Origin of the sequence: Planktothrix agardhii, from assembly GCF_904830935.1 — a bacterium.
GTDB lineage: Bacteria > Cyanobacteriota > Cyanobacteriia > Cyanobacteriales > Microcoleaceae > Planktothrix > Planktothrix agardhii.
The window spans coordinates 18,874-37,841 of record NZ_LR882955.1 but is presented as its reverse complement, the minus strand read 5'-3'; the positions used below and the strand labels follow the sequence as shown (position 1 = coordinate 37,841).

Sequence of the window (18,968 nt, the reverse complement as noted above, 5' to 3'; positions counted from 1 at the left end):
GGGAGTATTTCAAAAATAACTTATAATTGCAATTCTCTCAATTTCAGCTTTGGCGTAGAAAATTATACTTATGATTCTGTGCTAAGTTTCAGTCAAAGCTTACAGGATAAATCCTATCATGTCATTCAGTTAAGCCAAAGTCTGCAACGGTTAATCAATGATTGCTTAAACTCTCAGAAAGCATTAAACCTTTTATCTTTAGGGAGTTCTCAAGAGGCTTTAATCAACACGGGTAGTTTTTCTGAAGAAAGTTATTTAACTGTTGATCTTTTACTTTCGATGGAAAGTGTTAATCAGTTTAAACAGCAAATTGCTCAACTCCACCTTAATTATAAAAAGTTAAAAGAGCTTAATTCTATCTTAAGTATTGCTACGCAAAAATATAGACAAAAGTTAAACTTTCCGGTCACTCATACGACATTAGCAGCATTAATAGAATTATTAGGGAAATCTATTAAGAGCATATCCTTAACTCCTTCTGGTGATCTCATGATTAAAATTGATGAAGACAACATGAATTTAAAGGATTTTATGGAATCTCTATGCAAAAAACAAGAATTATTGAAGCCCTGTATTTTACAAATAAAACTGCTAATTAACTTAGGAATTGATTTAGAAAAAAATAAACACCTTGAAAAGTTAGTAAATGATCATCATACTTGGGATAATTTAGATCATCTAAAAAATCAGATTAAATCTTTTAGAAAAAAATCTAATATTGATCTGGATTTTGACAAACTTGCAAATCTGCAAAAACAAACCGCAGAAATTAAAAAAGATTCTGTTGACCTGAAAGTGTTGGTATCTCAACTTAACATATTGACTGAATCCGAATTTGAAAAGGGATTATTGTTAAACTCTATAAATATCAATGCAATTTATAGCCTATTTGGAAGAATAAAATTTATTACGTTTACGTCTCAACAAAAACCTTTAATTGCTTTTGATAAGTTTAAATACACTTCAACAGAAATTAGTTCTAAATCTAATAAATTGAAGAAGGAAGTTGAAAAAATTATTGCTTCAATTTCTAATCTTATCACCTTGGCGGAGCAATGTTTAAAAGATACAGACTTTAGAAAACAAGTAGCTAAACAGAAACAAATCAAGAATTTACAAATGAAGGGGTTAGTTTGTGCATCTGTTTTAGCTTTTGTCACTCCGCTAAGTTGGATAGGCTGGAATTTCAGTTACTCTTATTATACTTTGTTAAAAGCCGAAAACATCATTAAAGATGAACAGTTAAATAATACACAAGATATTAATCAGCTTAAATCTCAGCGTGTCCAGTTACAAAATGCTCAGAATTTGCTCACGACCATTCCTAAATCTTTGGGTTCGCGCTATCAAGAAGCTCAAGCTGATTTACAAAACTTAGAACAATCTTTAATCAATGTTAACCAACGCATTGAGCTAGAAGAAAATTCTCGTCAAAATTTCACTTTTGGTTTACAGCTTTTCAATGAAGTAGAAAAGTCTTTTCCAACATTATCTGGGAAATCTCAACGGATAAAGGAAGCTGACGAAAAACTAGAAACTGTAATAGGATTATTACAATCTGTTCATTCTCAAGCCCAGGTTTTTAATCAAGTGGAAGCACCCTTAAATAAAGCTCAAGTTCTTCGAGGTCTGCTCAAAAATCATATTCAATCTTTAAATCAATTAGAGCTTGTTAATTATCAAGCGATGGAAGCTTCTAAACTTGTACAAAATCCGCCCCATTCTGTAGAAACTTGGAAACAAGCAAAAGATAAATGGGATGAAGCCATTCGTTTATTATCTGAAATTGTTGTAGATGAGGAGGAAATTAAAATCCAAGTGCAACAGAAGTTAAAAACCTATCAAGCTAATTCTAAAATGATTGAAAGCCAGATTGCTAATGAAGAAAAAGCTTTAAATAATTGGCAACAATCTTTAAATTTGGGAAATGAAGTGGCACAAATGGTACAAAATTCTCCTCATCCTTCTGTTGTTTGGGAAGCGGCTCAATCAAAATGTGAAACGGCTGTTAAGGGACTGCTCTCAATTCCTCCCAAAACATCTGTTTATTCTCAGGCTCAAAATAAGCTCAAAACTTATCAAGGAAATTGTGCTGTATTCCGCCAAAAGAAAAAAACGGAGGAAAATTATGAACGGATTATAAATAATGCTAAAGAAACATTATCATTAATTAAAACTAATTTACAAAAAACCCCTCATACCATTCAGAAGTTGAATTTAGCCGTTTCGCAAATAGAACAAGCGATAAAATTATTAGAGATATTTCCCTCTGAAACTGATAGTTTACAACAAGCTCAAGAACTACAAGTTACGTTAGTAAAATATCAAAACAAGATTAATGAAACCCTGGAAGAAATTGCCAGATGTCAAACTAATTCGTTTTACACCCAATATTGTTTTGAACTGAATATGCCGATTTATTTAGATTATAGCGATCGCACCATTTAACTAACCCCATCAAATTCTAAGCAATCCATGGTTATAGGTTGAGGTTCCGAGGTTGTTAGTTGTTGCATTTTTAGCCTAGATATTGTTAATAACTAAGCGGTTTCTGAGTGTGGTGATATTGGTATAAATTCCGATAGCAATTGGGGAGGGACAAACCTCAACACCGCCCCCAACAACTTGCAAAGTATTGGGATAGGAGTCGCGGCTAAAATATGCCTGAATTGCCGATTTCCGTAGGCTTTAGCGGTATTTACAACCTCAACCACTACATCGGCAGGCGTGATTTGACCATTTTCAAAGTCTCGGACGACATTAGGTAGGTATTCCAACGCGATGTAGAGCGCATCAGAATCGAGTTCAGAAAGTTTACTTTTGTTATTAATAGCCCTATATAACAAAAGTAAACTTTTTTTTACCTCCCTGAAACCTATTCCTAATCGGTCTTTGAGGTTTTTACTTACCCCCCCCTTAGTGATTCCTAATTGTTCAGCGATATCGTCAATGGTTGCGACTACACCGGACTTAACCGATGACCATAAAGCCTCAATAATCCCCCGCTCTGTTTGGACACCTTTTGAAGCCGCGCCGGGTGCTATATCGTAAATATCCTCGATGATTACTGTTGCAGTTGGGTAGGCGAGTCTAAGGGCGCTGATGGTGTCATCATCCAGATCGGCGACCAAATAGCTGTGCAACTGTTCATCGGGTCGTAGATGCGCTCGGAGCCGTCCCACATCTTGAATTAATTCGGCTTTGATTTTCCGATTGACCCATCCCCCGTAACGTCCCGTGCGTTGATCCGGCGTAGGAAAATAACCCGTTAAAGTTTGGTATTCGGCGGCGACTTGTCCTAAGTTTGGGCACGGGTGCCCGACACTAACCATGACTTGAGTATTTAGGAATTGATTAGAGCCGCGAGTGTCCTTATGCCAATAACCCAGTTTGTGTCCCAAATCCTGGTAATTAGCTACCGCGCTCTTATGATCAATCAGTCCGATGTTTTGCCCTTGGTGTCGTTTGGCGATCGCATTAATAGCAACATTAATCCGTTCCTGCATCGTGTCGCGCCGTTGTTTACCCCCCCGACCCATTCCTTTAATAATGTGAATATGTAGGTTAGGAGTCGATTGTTTAACCTCTGATACCTCTAGGATTTCATTAAGACTAATCCCTAAAGATAAAGCATAATCTCGTTTATTTTGAGTGGCATCTAAAGCGATTGAGAGCCCCGCACTTTTGATAATATTCCGGTGACGTTTTGATAATTTAGTGATGATTAATTTACCGTTATCAATTCTTAAATTAATCCGTTTATTCCCGATTAAACAATCAATTAAAGCAGGTAGCCAAGGCGGAATTACATTGTCTTTAATTGCTTGCTGTTTTTCTTCAGGGGTCTGCAATCCGTTGATAAATTTAGCGTAATTTTCTAAAAGTTTGTAGCACTCATTCCTTAAATCAATTAATGATGGTGCTATAAAATTTTCCCCTATAACCTTGGTGGCTTCTGGGATTCCGTTAATCATTTCATAATGATAGATTGGAGTCCCCCAAACATTATCACAAGCTAACCAATCATCAGAATAGTGCTCCCAAATTAATTGATTTATTTCGTCATCAGAAGGCATTAATTTCATCACTTCCCGATGGCTGATTCCGTATTTATGTTTTTCTGTTGTCACTGCCAATAATCCTTTGTAAATCTCAACTAGGATAGGTCTTAATATCTTAAAAAGACGATGATCAGCCCTTAACTGAAGTTTACCAACCATCATCAAGACATCATTAATCTCAACAGTTATTTGATGAGTGTTTTCGATAGATAGGTCATCAAGAATTAAAATGTCATCTGAGGATGGATGGATTGAATTAATATCGGCACGAATCAACCTTTCATTAGTTAATGTGTACCGTCTGTTTTCCAAAAATAAACAACCTTGATTAAGTAATGGACACGATTGACAGATAGGAGAATCTTTACCACCAAAAGCAGATAATCCCATTTCTGCAACTGTTAAGAATGTTTGGTTTTCTGGACAATTCGAGGGGATATCAGGATTTTGATTTTTAGCTCGGATAACGTGAGATTTTCCTAAAGCAGTAGTGCGGTCAGTGTCGTAATTTAATCCATTGTGCCTTGCTTCAAGGTCAACATAATTGGCTTCTACAGTCGCATTGGTAGGGTTTCTATGGTCAGGGGATAGATAGAATATTCTGGCTTTATTCTCCTTGTCATCGGGGTCAATTGCAAAGGTTTCAAGTGTAGCCAAACCAGAATCAAACGATTTACCGTGACCCGCGGCGGTTGTGTCCAGAGTGATTTTAAAACCCCGTTCTGCCGCTTCACCGTATAAAGCTAAACGTTCCCCATTATTAAAAATGATTTTAGGACATCCCAACTGTCGCCACTCCTCAACTGTGGGCAGTTGTCCAGGGGTGTAAGGTAGTGAGATTAATTTCTGAGGTTTCCAGAGTACAATCGCGCTACATTCTATTTTTTGTTCTGGGATTATTACGGGTTTTGGTTCGGGGTTTTGTTCGGGTTTAACAGATTTATTTTTCTGGTTTACCCGACTGTAAAAACGTTTAACAATCCGTGCTAAATCGTTTTGTAATTCAGGTAATTTAAAGCGATTAAACCATTGTTCCTCACTCAATTCTCCCTGATCAATAACCTGATTATCCCATTCTATATAAGAGATAATCCGAGCATTGTTAAAGGTTTCTGTGGTAATCTCATCAACATCAACTTTATCTGATTTTGGTCTATCACCTTGTCCCCAATCTCTTATATAAAGGCTAATTTCGAGCTTTTTAAGGAATAGATATAAAGCTCGATATCCCCCCATCACATGATGATTAGCTTTAGATCCTGCGTCGGGGTTTAGGATATAGCGACTGAACAAGCCACTATTAATAATTGCAGCGAGTTCATTGGGGGAGCCATGCCAATTCACACCCCCTGCACCCAACACATTAATATTGTGTAAATGCGCTGCGGGTAAGGGTTTTTGTGTTCCCTCTATAATGTTTAAATCAGGGGAACTATTTAATTTTAAAAACTGTAATGGTAGTTCACCGGACACGCGGCGATCGCTACTTCCCCAAAGCCATTGATATTTAGGATTCCGATCATCCCTAGCAAGCTGAAACCCAATGATTAATCCTTTGATATTCCAAATAGGAATCAGAATTCCTGATCCGCTATTGGCTAGAGTTCCCTTGTCTCCCATCCCTGGAAAATTAGGATTAATAGGAATTAAATTAAATTCTTGATAGCGGTCAACCGACTTAAACCCGATTGAATCAATTTGAGCATCGGTTAAGCCGCGGCCGCGCAACTGCTCCCGATGTTTGGCAGTAAGTCCCAATTGCTTGAGAATTTTTCTGGCTTCATTATTTAATTGTTCATCTGTCAACGGGGTAATGTTTGAAGGTTTGGCGGCTTTAGGTTCGGGTCGGTACTCTTGACGCTCCCCTGAATCGGCCCCAAATAATCCCCCCATACCTCCCCTGAGAGGTTTGAGATATTTCCATCCGGGTATGCTCCAATTGCTATCACCCCGTAGGCACATTATTAAATTGTCTGCAATTTTGCAACCGTGCGTTTTTTCACAGATTGGGCATGGGTTACGCTTGCTTGAGGCGATGGCGTAGCCGCCGCCTTGCGGCATCGCCTTTCCTTTTAATGTGGTGTCGGTGGTAATCATGCCGCACCCCCTTGAGTCGCCGGGGCGGGAGAATAATCTACATTGATCTGTTGTGCATTCTGTAGATTGTGTGCTATACTTAAATAGTTGTTGAACAATCTAACTGTATTAGGATCTAAGGAAGTTGAATTAACTCCTAGACTTTGAGACCAAAAAATGTTATATTTCATTTTATCTGAGGGCTAAATGCCCTATTCTTTTATTGGACTCCCGCTTGACAGGCGGGCTTTTTTTTATCTTGGATATTTTTTTTTCAAGGTGGGAATAATGTAGCATATTTTACTTTGATAGATCAATAGAAAAATTAGAATATATACGATGAGAATTTACGTCGTCGTCCCCGCAAATCAATACAGTCACAGTTTTACCGCCCGCCGTTGTATGTACAGAATTGATTGGTTAAAGAATCAAATCTATGTAACAGTTCTGATGAATATGTGACAGTTCTTAGGATTCCCCCCATTAACAGCCTCAATCATGTATTTAGTCCTCCGATGCCAACCTAACCCATTTAAAATCAGATTCCAGTACCCGTGATTCAGGATATGGCCATCTATCAGTACCTCAACAATTTGGACGGCTGTTGAGATAGCCCAATTCCCTAATTCCATATTGAAGTGAATAATCTGGATAGTTTTTTCAGGAATTTCTTGAGGTGTTTCTTGAGGTTTCGGTGTGCAATTCAGATAATTAGCTAACAATCCTCAGTAATGGGATTGCAAATTGAAGCAACAAACAAAACTGATTTAGCGATCCGCCAGAAATCCCCTAGCCCCCAAGTTAGGGGGTTTTTATGAATGTTTCCCTTTAACAATTAGTCCAGACATATTGATTCATTTGCTATTCCTGTTATTCGTTATGTTATTCGTTATGTTATCTGTTATTTGTTATGTTATTTGTTATGTTATCCGTTATGTTATTCATTACCTCAACGGGTCAATAAAAAACTAGACTGTAAGAAGTGCTTGAGGGGAAACATCAATAAATATCAGAGGATTAATAAAAATTAATAAATCTGTTTATGAGTTTAAATCGTTATCCTGATAATTGGACGGAACTAGCTTTAGCGGTTAAGGAATCAGCGAACTGGCAATGTCAACGATGTGGTCGTTTATGTCTGAAACCTGGAGAAACTTTACCCGATACCCTAAAACGTCGAGCTTATGTGTTGCAAGTGCATCATTGGAATCTTGACCCTGGGGATAATAGGTTAGAAAATTTAGTGGCATTGTGTAGTAGTTGCCATTTAGCTTACCATCGTAGAAGTCGTGGAAATATCTCACCTGGCCAGTTGTCTCTTAATTTAAAGCTATCCTAAAATACGGAAAAACCACCCCGGATGAGGCAGTTCAAAGAATTGTGATAGCCCATGATTTTAGGCAGCAAAAGCAATCAGGAGCAGGGAAGTCAACAGAAGGACAGCAGCAGAGGCTTGAAGGGCATAGCGATTTTGCTGTTCGGGTGAGGGGTATTCGGCAAAATAAAGTTTGGGTTCGGTGGCGTAGTTATTTAGGATGCCGTTTTCGTTGGTGGTTCTCATGGTGTTTTTCCTTGAATTTAATTTGCTTGTGTATGTAAATTAATGTAACGGAATGTTAAGGATTGTTACAGTGACTTGACTCAATAACCGAGGGTGATGTTCGTCACAGGGAATTTTTGAATAATTTTTTGGTAAAGGGGAGTTGACTGCAAAAATCAAGGCAGTGTTTAATTAAAACCTAGCTGTAAGTACCAGAATAAGAGAAACCTCACTTATAAGTTTAATTAAAATCAGGTTCTCAAAGAATCCTTTAGATTAAGGTAAAGTTTAGCCAATACATTAATAACCCAACTGAAAGCCAATAAAGATAAGAGTTTTGACCTAAAGGTTTTATTATTCTTGACCCATGAGTGAATCAGCAAAACCTGGATCTATTGTGATTTGTCGGCAACGGCAATGGGTGGTATTGCCTTCTGATAATTCCGAAGTTGTCCGGTTACGGCCCCTGAGTGGTAACGAAGAACAAATCTGTGGGGTTTTTACCCGCCTTGGCTTAGAAAACATTGAACCTGCCCAATTTGCTCCCCCCAACCCAGACACGATTCAAAACCATACCGCCGCCCAACTACTGATGGATGCGACTCGCCTCAGTCTCCGCAGTGGAGCGGGGCCGTTTCGCTGTTTAGGGCGGTTATCGGTGCGGCCACGACCCTATCAACTCGTTCCTTTATTAATGGCGTTGCGGTTAGAAACGGTGCGGTTACTGATTGCGGATGATGTCGGGATTGGCAAAACCATTGAAGCGGGGTTGATTATTCGAGAACTATTAGACCGAGGAGAAGCCAAACGAATGGCGGTTTTATGCCCCCCTCAACTGTGTGACCAATGGCAACGAGAACTGAAACAAAAATTCCATATTGATGCGGTTGTGGTGCGTTCTGGTACGGTTTCCAAGCTAGAACGGGGTTTACCTGCTGGGGATAGCCATATTTTTAGTTATTATCCCCATCTGATTGTCAGTTTGGACTATGTGAAATCTGACCGTCGCCGAGAGAGTTTTCTTGTCCATTGTCCTGATTTAGTGATTGTCGATGAAGCCCATACCTGTACCCATACAGGCGGTGAACGTAGCACTCAACAACAACGCCATCAACTTGTCCAAAAAATTGCTGCAAAATCTAATCAACATTTAATCCTGCTTACTGCTACTCCCCACAGTGGAATTGAAGCGTCTTTTTTATCTTTATTAGGATTACTAAATCCTGAATTCAAACAATTTAGCCTAGACCAATTAAACGAAAAACAACGGATTGAATTAGCCCGTCATTTTGTCCAACGGCGACGGGTTGATGTTCAACAATGGTTAGGGAATGAAACCCCATTTCCTGAACGAGTTTCCCAGGAAAAACCCTATTCTCTTTCTAAAGAATACCGCCAATTATTTGAAGCTGTCTATGATTTTGCCTGGAGACTGGTGAAAACCGCAGAGGAAACTCCCCTTAGTCATGCTCAACGACGGGGACGTTATTGGTCAGCTTTGGCAATTTTGCGCTGTGTGATGTCTTCTCCGGCGGCGGCAATTGCTACTTTAAGCCGTCAAACTGAAAAATATAGTGTTGTGGAGGAAACAACGGAAGATTTTGATGAAGAATTAGCCGCTACTTATGTTTATGATTCTACCGAACAGGAACAAATTTTAGATGTAGCCCCGACAACTATTGTTGAAAAGGGGAAACAAACTTTTAATGATTCTCAAAAACGTCAATTACGAGAATTTGTTATCCTAGCTAAACAACTGCAAGGGACAAATGACCGCAAATTACATCAGGTTAAAACCCTGGTTAAAACTTTACTTCAAGATGGGTTAAATCCGATTATTTGGTGTCGTTATATTGCCACTGCTAAATATGTTGCTGAAGCTCTGAAGGAATTAGAAACTAAAAAAACTAACTTGCGGGTAATTGCGATTACTGGGGAACAGTCGGAAGATGAGCGAGAAATCCGTTTACAAGAACTCAAAAATGCACCCCAACGGATATTAGTTGCTACGGATTGTTTAAGCGAAGGGATTAATTTACAGGAACATTTTACCGCCGCTATTCACTATGATTTACCTTGGAATCCTAATCGTTTAGAACAACGGGAAGGACGCATTGACCGTTACGGACAAACAGCACCGCAGGTTAAATGTTTTCTGCTTTATGGTCAAGATAACCCGATTGATGGAGCAGTTTTACAAGTTTTAATTCGTAAAGCTGTAGAAATTCATAAATCTTTAGGAATTACAGTTCCCGTACCAATGGATAGTAGTACCGTACAAGAAGCGGTGTTTAAATCTTTATTTGATAGAGCCGCGGAAGTAAAACAATTAACAATTTTTGATTTATTAGATGATTTGGGTTCTCCTTTGGTAGAGGTTCATAAAAACTGGGATAAAGCGGTAGAAAGGGAGAAATTGAACCGGACTCGTTTTGCTCAACGGGCAATTAAACCAGAAGAAGTACAACAGGAGTTAATTGAATCTGATCAAATTTTAGGTAGTGAAACTGATGTGGCAGAGTTTGTTAAAAATGCTTGTGAAAAGTTAAGTTGTTCTTTAGTTAAACAGAAAAAAAGCTGGAAATTAGCCAATATTCCCCTTTGTGTCCAACCCGTTTTAGGAGATAAATCTCGATTAATTACTTTTACTTCCCCTGCACCTGAAGGAGTGGAATATATTGGTAGAAATCATCCGTTAGTTGAAGGATTAGCCCGTTATATTTTAGACAGGACTTACGCAGGCACACTATATATAGTGTGCAGTAAGCCAGCGAACGCTGCCAATTGTTCAAGTATTTGCGCCAGCAATATAAAATTTAGACACAAAAATTATGCTGATTGACAGATATTTAACAGTCAATATTTATGCTAAACTGATTAAGTTAATTTGGGGTGAAAAATATGTCGTTTAGCCAACTAGATTACTGCCAATATCTATTGAGCAGCCCAAACAATTATACCTTAAATAACTTAGCCAAACACTTAGAAAATGTTAGCCATGATACCATAAATCGTTACTTAACTAAAGAAAATTTCACCTCGGAATCTTTGTGGCAAAATGTCAAAAAAGATATCCAAATCAGTGAAAATAGTGCGATCATTTTTGATGATACAGTATTGGATAAAAGGTTCGGGAAAAAAATTGAATTAGTCCGTCGTCAATATAGCGGAACAGAACATCGTGTACTGTCAGGTATTGGGCTGGTTAACTGTGTTTATGTTAATCCAGAACTGGGTTTATTTTGGGTAATTGATTATCGCATATATGATCCAGAATATGATAATAGAACCAAAACAGAACAGAATATGTAGCAACTAATGACTTAACTCAAGCATCCACATTGGATACGAAAAAAACCTGTGCTATTCGCTGGAAAATAGAGGAGTTTCACCGAGAAATTAAGCAGTTAACTGGGATTGAATCTTGCCAGTGTCGTAAAGCTAGTATTCAAAGAAATCATATTGCTTGTGCCCTTTTAGTTTGGAATCAATTGAAAAGATTAGCTCATCTGACAAAGAAAACAGTCTATCAGTTAAAAGCTGAATCTTTGTCCAGTTATTTAATCAAAGAACTGAATTGTCCTTCGATAAAAATGGAACTTGTTTGATTCTTTTGGGTTTATTTTTAAATAAATAATCAGGACTTTTTAGGGTGATTGCTATTATCATTGGTATGCGATCGCCTACTTTTAGTACGCTATATATAGCGTGCTTGCGTAAGTCCTGTCTAATTTACTGATAAACGAACTACTTTCACCATAAAGGCTATCTGCTAATACCAATTCAATTTGAAATCCCAGTTCAACCAACTCTGTTAGGATTTCTGATGCGATTTCAATCTTAGTTTTGTAGACATCTCCTTCTTTTAATGTTCCTTTGGGTTTAAATACTCTAAACACTAAAGGAAAGGTTATATTTTTATAAACACCGTAAGCATTAACTGATACTATTCCCCGATCTATTTTGCCCACACTTCCCAAGTATTGTCGGGCTACATAGTCGGTTTTTTTACCCTTTCTCCTATCTCCTGTTTCATCAATTATTACTATAATCTTCTCTTCTTTCAATGCTTTTAGCCTTGCAGAATATCCCAATTACAATCCAGGGTCTTATAATCCAATTAGCGACGATTTGCGGCAGACGTTAGCCGAGTTTTTCCGACCTCATAACCAGAAGTTAGAGGAATATCTGGGCATGAAATTTAACTGGGACGAGTAATCATGGAAAACCTAGCCTCCCGCTCAATTTAAGTCAATCATTACTCATTTCCTGGCGCAACTCTTCAACTGCTTTAAGACTTAATCCTGTAGCTGAGGCGATCGCCTCATCATTAAGTTGAGCCAGTAAGTTTCGAGCAATGCCCCGCTTTTCTTCTTCTCGTCCGAGATTAATTGCTCCTTGTTGATCGTAGATAAACATTTCCCTGCGTTCCAAATCCTCTAGTTCAGAGGGAGTTAAATCAGCTTGATTGGCGATTTCAAAGGCTCGGTGTAGTTCGGGGATATCGTCCATATTTTCAGGAATCGAAGTGAGCGATCGCGCAAACTTGATAAAGTAAATCCATTTGTCCGTAATGGTTTCAAGCTGGTCAAGTTCTTTGGTAAACTTGGGCAACTCAACGAATACCAACTCAAGATCATTATCAGGATAGATCCAGCCTTCAGACTTCTCTCGATAAACAAAGCGGGAAATAAGTTTATCGCGATTAGCGAACATTTCAAAATCGGTAATGGTTAAAGCAATAACTGGTTTGAGCATTCGGTAGCCTTCTCCCGCTTGGAGTTGAAAAGCATAGGTTTTCGTAGCATTAAACAAAACCCTCTTGCCAAAAGACTGCACGTTTAAAACCTGCATTTCAATAATCACAAGTGTGCCGTCATTCAGTGTAGCTTTGACATCGAGATAAGTATCTTTAAAACCTTGGATTTTGGGTGGCAAGTTGGGATTGATAATTTCTAAGTCTTCAATGGTAGAATTGCCTTCATAAATTAGAGCGTTGAGAAAGCTAATCAGAATGTCTTTGCTTTCCGTAGAACCAAATATTTTTTTAAAGGCATAGTCTGTTTTGGGGTTGATAAATCTCATTGTTTTATTCATACCTGAGTCTTTTCAATAGATTCTAACGCTGTCTGTGTCTTTTGTAGTTCGGCTTGTAGCGCGTCGAGTTCTTGTTGGGTTTCCAGTGCTGTCTGCATCCAAGCTTGGGATTGAGAAGCTAAAGCTTGATACCGATTTTTATCTTGTTGAAGTTGCCACATTTTGCTTTGCTTTTGTGCTTCTGATTGCCAAAGTTGCTCAACGCAGGTGAGGAGAAGATGGAGTTAGCGCTGAGTCCATTGAGAAGCCGCTATTTGAGATAAATATTGACGCAAATAATATCGTTCTTTTGGCAAATTTTCTGGTTTAATAAGGAGTGCGGAGTGGGAGTCCGAAAGGTAGAGAGGATAAGGATAGTAGGCAATCTCTTGACCTGTAGCGATCGCATCGGCTAAAATTTGCCAATTTAAAGCTAGTAAATCCCTTACTTCTGAATACCGAAACTCTCGCAGCCACTCCACCGCAAATAAAGCACACAAATCTTGATTTGGGTTAAATTCTAGTAGCTTGAGTAAAGACCCGTCATTTAAGTTAATCACTTCTAAGTCTTGGCTGAAGGGGGGACGAAATCAGCTACAAGACAGACTCTATAAGCCTCATAGCTCTTAGGCCTTGTTGATAATACTTACATTTATTGCAATTTAATTTCATTAGTTTCGTGACTAAATCCATACAAACATCCTTGAAATTGACCCAAGTTTGACCATATAAGCCGATATAAAAACTACTATGTCTCCGTTCTATTCGACCATATTCTTTGATCCGAGCAATATATTTCTGTATTCCTTTTCGTTTGATTTGTTGACCCTGTATTGTTGCAGAGGAGTAGGCAATTGCTATCAACAAAACTAGAGAAATAAAGCGTTCACCAGTTACATTGGTATCCTCTAAATTATAGCCTCCCTTCTTAAAATCTCTAAACATTTCTTCAATATCAAATCTTTGTTTATAGGCAGAAATAGCCAATTCTAGTGCATCAAAATTCGTTAAGATAAACCATCATTCTTTCGGTGCTACTCCGTTGATTTTACGTTTCCATTTACAAGCAACGTTAAAGCTCATAAAACCGCGAGTCTTTGTTACCTTTACACCTTGAATAAAAAATGATACTCCGGGTGCTAAACCTAGATGATTTAATTCCTGAAAAATATCTTTTTCAAATTCTACAAATTCGTTCTTTTTTAATCGCAAGCAAAAGTATACACCCAATGATTGATTGCTACATAAATTATTTCTTCCTTGGTAAAATATATTGATAACCATTCTTTGATAATGGGTAACCAAATTTTTTCAATTTTTAAATTGGGTAATGAGAGAAATCTTTGTATTCTTTTTCTTCTACTCTCAAATTTAATTGGCAAAGGTATCCCATTCGCTAGCCTTTCTAAATTCACATTTTTGATTGACTGTAAGATGTTCACCAAAATTTGGAGAAACAGGTATTCTGCTAAACTCAATTGACTTTTTAAGTGCTTTTGATAGAATAAAGGTATCATTTTCATTAGATGGGTCTTATTGACAATATCTGACCTATCTTTTTTTTACCATAAATCGTTACATTCTTTATACTGTCTTGTTTTCAGCCTTGTTTGTCGCCCCGTCAGCAAATTCAGCACTGTTAACACTCAAAACAATGTTGCAAGAACGAGCCGATTTAATGAAAACGATTCATAGTAAAAATGAACACTGGAAATATAAAGGATTTGAAGAACTGGTATTAGAATGTGGGAGAGAAATGAAACCGATTCCTGCCCCGAAGTATATAAAACATGGTATCCCGAAGCAATGTTATTTTAACTGCCTTGAACTGATTAAAAAACATCCAGATTTAACTTATGTAGAAGGCTATGCTCTGGGTGATATTTCCTTCCCTGTTTCTCATGCTTGGTTAATGAATCCTCAAGGAAAAGCGATTGACCCCACTTGGGAATCAGGAGGGCTGTGTTATATCGGTATCCCATTTCAGACTCAGTGGGTATTAGACTTTCTGGAAGCTCGAAAACAACGAGGCAAAACTGATTGTTTGAGCTTATTTGAAAGCAATTATCTTGAGGAATTTTCGTTTTTGAAGGAGGGAGTTCCGCAGTTATAATTAATCTTATCTAACTGTAAATTCGGCGGTGTAGGAATATCCAGTCTCTCCTCTAGCTAGAATTTCTAAAACCATATCACCCGTTTGGGGGACAACTCCTGACCAAACTCCTCCACTAACACTACCTAAATATTTTTTAGAATTCCCCTTGACAAAATAAATTGATGCTTCCACACCTTCAGGAAAAACTTGAACTCTAAAAAGTTGGTTATCCTTAGAACTAATGATATAGGGTTGAATGGTAAATGGCTCTATATATCCTTTGACTTTTGCTTTATAAGAACCTCTGGCAAATTTAACTTTAATTGGTGAGAGTGATTCCGGTTCAAGATATGCTTTTTGAGCTATAGTATCTTGACTGGTATCTTTTGATAAATTAGCTTGGGCTAATACTAAATTGGTACTGATAGATAATGAAACAAATATTATAACTAAGCTCATCAGTTTGTTCATAACTCTCCTTGATTTAATTATTCAAAAACTGATTGGATTCTCTCAAGCAAATTATAGGGATGATGAAAGAATAACAAGCAAATTTGAAGATTTGTTGAAGTGACCAGCTTTCATTCAGTCCATAAAGTATCTTGGCTCAATGCCTAGTTACCTTTAGAGGTCATTTCATCTAGCATTGATGCTGCTCTTTGCAATATCCTTGTGAGTAAACCCGAATCATAGGCTCCTTCCAACGAACCCTCACAAAAGCGTTCCTGTCGAATTAAGGTAGTTAGCAAGCAAGCTAAGTCATGCTCTGATGCTTTAGCTAATGCAGTCGGATCATCCCGTAATTTTTTAGCTTCATCAGTTTTCATCCATTCTACCCAATTGATATCGCTACTTACCCAGTTATTTGCATAGGCAGCAGCTACGAACTGAGCTAGACTAGACAAGTCTTTTCCCTCTTGAAAGGCTGGTAAAAAACTGGCGATCGCTGTTAATTTTTTGACTAATGACAATTCAGATTGACTATTCATAAATGGTATTAGAAAGAATTACCGATTACTATAGCGTGCTTGGGGGTTTGGGGGTGAAGTGAGCAGTCAAACAGAAACTTACGCTAAGGAATTAATGGAAAGCGTTACTCCCGTTTGGGTTTATAATCGGGATGGTGTTGAAATCATCTCAATTAAGATATGGCAGTTACAGGGAAGCTGGAATTAACCCTTAAAATTACGGAATTTCCAACGGATGTTCAGACGGTTGAGAATAACTGGAAGCAATTTACGGTTGACTGTGATGGCAGAATCTTCACGTTGACAGTGAAGCCAAAAATGTTCAAAAAACTAGAGGAAGCGCAAGCGAATTTTCCGATGTGGGTGGCTGCGATTGCTGGGAAACTGGGAGAAGCTACTCCCGATGGCTTTGTCTTGGCTGACCCCGCAATTCAAGTGTTTGAGAAAAAACCGAAAGACTCCAAGGAAACTGCACCTGAGTAGTTGAAATCAAGGGTTATTTTGGGGCTATAGTTAGGAGAGGATAATGGCCTATCGTATCAAAATCAATGGTGTAGTGGCAGTTGTTGAGAATGGAGTTTGGACATCTTCAACCCCACATTATGCCGAAATCCTTAATAATATGTTGGCAATAGAAAAAATGGGCGCAATAGACCCAGATTCCCCTTTCTTCTGGTTAAATTCCCCTGCAACTCCCGACCCTGATTGGCTGATTGCAACGGAGATGGCTAAAACATTTAAAGGGACAGTTATGGATGATCCTTTGCCTCGTGCTCCTTTAATAATTGACGGGGAAGAAATAGATGAATCCGAAATATTGTATTAGAGGAGAGTTGTAACATGAAAGCCACCGAAGCCAAACTACTCGCCTTTATCAAGAAGTCCCCCCAGTTCGTTATTCCCATCTACCAGCGTACCTACTCGTGGACAGAAAAGGAATGTCGGCAGTTGTGGGATGACATCCTGCGTACTGGCTCCAACGATGACATTACTACTCACTTCTTTGGCTCTATTGTCTACATCGAAAAAGGACTTTCCCAAGTAATAAGCCAGTCACCACTGCTGGTAATTGACGGACAGCAACGCCTCACAACAGTTACATTATTAATCACAGCACTGGCTAATGCCCTTGATGATACTGAGCCAGTAGAAGGTTTTTCACAGCGCAAATTACGAAACTATTATTTACTTAACCCTGAAGAAGATGGAGAACAGCATTTCAAACTGATTCTTTCGCAAACAGATAAGGATTCACTTATAGCCATTCTCAATAAATCTGAGCAACCCAAAAACTATTCCATCCGCGTGACAGAGAACTTAAAGCTTTTCGAGTCGTTAATTAAAGATTATAAGGATAATCTAGCGACTATATGCAAAGGACTCGCAAAACTGTTAGTTGTAGATGTTGCCCTTAGCCGAGATCAGGACAATCCACAACTCATTTTTGAGAGTATGAACTCAACTGGTCGTGAGCTAAGTCAAGCGGATCTAATCCGTAACTACATCCTCATGGGACTGGAACCTCACCTCCAGACTAAGCTTTATGAGCAATATTGGCGACCTATGGAAGTAGAGTTTGGACAAGAGGCTTATGGTACACAGTTCGATAGCTTCATGCGCCATTTTTTAACAGTGAAAACTGGTAATATTCCTAATCAGGGAGAAGTTTATGAAGCATTCAAAGCTCACGCCCGGTCGCCGGATGTAGCTAAGGCTGGGGTGGAGCCAATGGTAGCAGATCTTCGCACGTTTGCCCGTTACTACTGCGCCATGACCTTGGGCGCTGAACCAGACCCTGACCTTAGATTAGCCTTCCAAGACCTGCGAGAGTTGAAAGTGGATGTAGCTTACCCCTTCCTCTTGGAGCTTTATCACGATTATGCTTTGGGTGATTTTCCCAAGGCAGACTTTCTGACAGCAGTACGGCTGGTTGAATCCTATGTATTCCGTCGTGCCATCTGTGCCATCCCTAGTAACTCGCAAAACAAAACTTTCGCCACCCTCACAAAAGCTGTTAAGAAAGATCGCTACATCGAAAGCATTCAAGCTTACTTGCTTCTATTGCCATCATATCGGCGCTTTCCTAACGATGAGGAGTTTAAGCGCGAACTGCAAACCAAAGACCTCTACCAATTCCGCAGTCGCAGTTACTGGATTCGTCGTCTGGAAAATCACAACCGCAAGGAACGAGTGTTGGTGGACGAGTACACCATCGAACACATTCTGCCCCAGAACGAAAACCTTTCTTCAGCCTGGAAGACAGCACTGGGTGGAGAGTGGCAGCGAATTCAGCAGACTTACCTACACACCATCGGCAACCTGACTCTTACCGGATACAACTCGGAATACAGTGACAAAACATTTGCTCAAAAGCGTGATATGCCAGGAGGCTTTAAAGAAAGTCCACTGAAGCTAAATCAGCGGCTTGGAATGGTAGAACAGTGGGATGAAGATGCCATCCGGCAACGGGCAGACCGACTTTCTACCATAGCACTCGATGTCTGGGCAGCCCCTAAACTAGAAACCAGCGTGCTTGAGTGCTATAAATCCAAGCCCGCCCAACAAGGCTATACCATAGAAAATCACCCACTTTTGGTTTCGGGGCCAATGGCAGAGGTGTTTAAAGTATTCAGGAAAGAAGTTCAGGCGCTTGATGACTGCGTGACCGAGGAATTTCTCAAGTTTTACGTTGCCTACAAAGCAGAGTCCAACTTTGTGGATATAGTACCGCAAACCAAGCGGTTACGCATCTCGTTAAATATGCCATTTCCCGAAATCAATGATCCCAAAGGCCTTTGCAAAGATGTATCGAGTGTAGGGCGCTGGGGTAATGGTGATGTAGAGGTTAGTCTGAAATCGCTTGAGGAGTTGCCTTATGTGATAGGGTTGGTGCGACAGTCACTTGAAAGACAGATGGGAGGCATAGAGTAGTCCAATGAGTAACTTTGCTTTCCTCCAAGCTGAATTGGGTAGCCGCCGAGGTATGTGCAAAATGGGACACTTTGTAAACAAATATTGCAAAATGTCTTTTAATGATTTAAAAACTTGCCCAAAAATGGTACTGAAACATTCTAGTTTTTGGATACTTAAATCCACTGTTAACACTATTCAGTCTTTCAAACTTGCCCAATAGACATCTCCGAAAATTCCCA

General features: G+C 39.0%; 13 protein-coding genes and 4 pseudogenes. 8 read left to right on the top strand and 9 right to left on the bottom strand.

Going from position 1 to position 18,968, the window contains the following annotated elements:
* Positions 1 to 2,448, top strand: a pseudogene (locus NMG88_RS22050) (hypothetical protein); the annotation flags it as partial.
* Positions 2,449 to 2,540: 92 nt separating this feature from the next.
* Here NMG88_RS22050 and NMG88_RS22045 read toward each other — a convergent pair.
* Positions 2,541 to 6,158: a hypothetical protein gene (locus tag NMG88_RS22045; protein WP_254035872.1), complete on the bottom strand. Its 3,618-nt coding sequence runs from the start codon at positions 6,156 to 6,158 to the stop codon at positions 2,541 to 2,543.
* A 1,021-nt stretch (positions 6,159 to 7,179) separates the two neighbouring features.
* Between NMG88_RS22045 and NMG88_RS22040 the strand changes: the two genes are divergently transcribed.
* Complete coding sequence (locus NMG88_RS22040; RefSeq protein WP_042158747.1) at positions 7,180 to 7,476, top strand: HNH endonuclease; 297 nt, start codon at positions 7,180 to 7,182, stop codon at positions 7,474 to 7,476.
* Positions 7,477 to 7,533: 57 nt separating this feature from the next.
* Here the strand turns inward: NMG88_RS22040 and psb34 are convergent, their stop codons facing one another.
* Positions 7,534 to 7,698, bottom strand: coding sequence for a photosystem II assembly protein Psb34 (gene psb34, locus NMG88_RS22035; RefSeq protein WP_042158745.1), 165 nt, complete (start codon positions 7,696 to 7,698; stop codon positions 7,534 to 7,536).
* Positions 7,699 to 8,044: 346 nt separating this feature from the next.
* Here psb34 and NMG88_RS22030 point away from each other — a divergent pair, with 346 nt between their 5' ends.
* Positions 8,045 to 10,519, top strand: a complete 2,475-nt coding sequence (locus tag NMG88_RS22030; protein WP_254035871.1) for a helicase-related protein — start codon at positions 8,045 to 8,047, stop codon at positions 10,517 to 10,519.
* A 59-nt stretch (positions 10,520 to 10,578) separates the two neighbouring features.
* Positions 10,579 to 11,285, top strand: a pseudogene (locus NMG88_RS22025) (transposase).
* 117 nt (positions 11,286 to 11,402) lie between these two features.
* Here NMG88_RS22025 and NMG88_RS22020 read toward each other — a convergent pair.
* From NMG88_RS22020 to NMG88_RS22000, 5 genes and pseudogenes are all read right to left on the bottom strand, one after another.
* Positions 11,403 to 11,747 (bottom strand): annotated as a pseudogene (locus tag NMG88_RS22020) (transposase); the annotation flags it as partial.
* Positions 11,748 to 11,928: 181 nt separating this feature from the next.
* Entirely contained in the window at positions 11,929 to 12,762 is an 834-nt protein-coding gene (locus NMG88_RS22015; protein WP_042158750.1) for an Rpn family recombination-promoting nuclease/putative transposase, read from the bottom strand.
* A gap of 8 nt (positions 12,763 to 12,770) precedes the next feature.
* Positions 12,771 to 12,935 (bottom strand): hypothetical protein, encoded by a 165-nt coding sequence (locus tag NMG88_RS22010; RefSeq protein ID WP_158442924.1) that lies wholly within the window; start codon positions 12,933 to 12,935, stop codon positions 12,771 to 12,773.
* Between the two features lie 63 nt (positions 12,936 to 12,998).
* Positions 12,999 to 13,313: a hypothetical protein gene (locus tag NMG88_RS22005; protein WP_042158663.1), complete on the bottom strand. Its 315-nt coding sequence runs from the start codon at positions 13,311 to 13,313 to the stop codon at positions 12,999 to 13,001.
* 34 nt (positions 13,314 to 13,347) lie between these two features.
* A pseudogene (locus NMG88_RS22000) lies at positions 13,348 to 14,270 on the bottom strand (IS4 family transposase).
* A gap of 137 nt (positions 14,271 to 14,407) precedes the next feature.
* Here NMG88_RS22000 and NMG88_RS21995 point away from each other — a divergent pair.
* A complete protein-coding gene (locus tag NMG88_RS21995; protein WP_042158668.1) occupies positions 14,408 to 14,866 on the top strand; it encodes a hypothetical protein in 459 nt (152 codons plus the stop codon).
* Between the two features lie 6 nt (positions 14,867 to 14,872).
* On the opposite strand, the gene NMG88_RS21990 is transcribed toward NMG88_RS21995, so the two are convergent.
* The gene (locus NMG88_RS21990) at positions 14,873 to 15,319 is read right to left on the bottom strand and encodes a hypothetical protein (protein ID WP_042158669.1); all 447 of its coding nucleotides are present in this window, start codon (positions 15,317 to 15,319) and stop codon (positions 14,873 to 14,875) included.
* A 143-nt stretch (positions 15,320 to 15,462) separates the two neighbouring features.
* Positions 15,463 to 15,837, bottom strand: coding sequence for a DUF6508 domain-containing protein (locus tag NMG88_RS21985; RefSeq protein ID WP_052369764.1), 375 nt, complete (start codon positions 15,835 to 15,837; stop codon positions 15,463 to 15,465).
* Positions 15,838 to 15,996: 159 nt separating this feature from the next.
* On the opposite strand from NMG88_RS21985, the gene NMG88_RS21980 reads away from it, so the two are divergent.
* From NMG88_RS21980 to NMG88_RS21970, 3 genes are read left to right on the top strand one after another with little or no spacing between them, the layout of a single operon-like run.
* Complete coding sequence (locus NMG88_RS21980) at positions 15,997 to 16,299, top strand: hypothetical protein (protein ID WP_042158671.1); 303 nt, start codon at positions 15,997 to 15,999, stop codon at positions 16,297 to 16,299.
* A gap of 43 nt (positions 16,300 to 16,342) precedes the next feature.
* A complete protein-coding gene (locus NMG88_RS21975) occupies positions 16,343 to 16,642 on the top strand; it encodes a hypothetical protein (RefSeq protein WP_254035870.1) in 300 nt (99 codons plus the stop codon).
* A 14-nt stretch (positions 16,643 to 16,656) separates the two neighbouring features.
* Complete coding sequence (locus NMG88_RS21970; protein WP_235752391.1) at positions 16,657 to 18,747, top strand: GmrSD restriction endonuclease domain-containing protein; 2,091 nt, start codon at positions 16,657 to 16,659, stop codon at positions 18,745 to 18,747.
* The last annotated feature ends 221 nt before the right edge of the window (positions 18,748 to 18,968 follow it).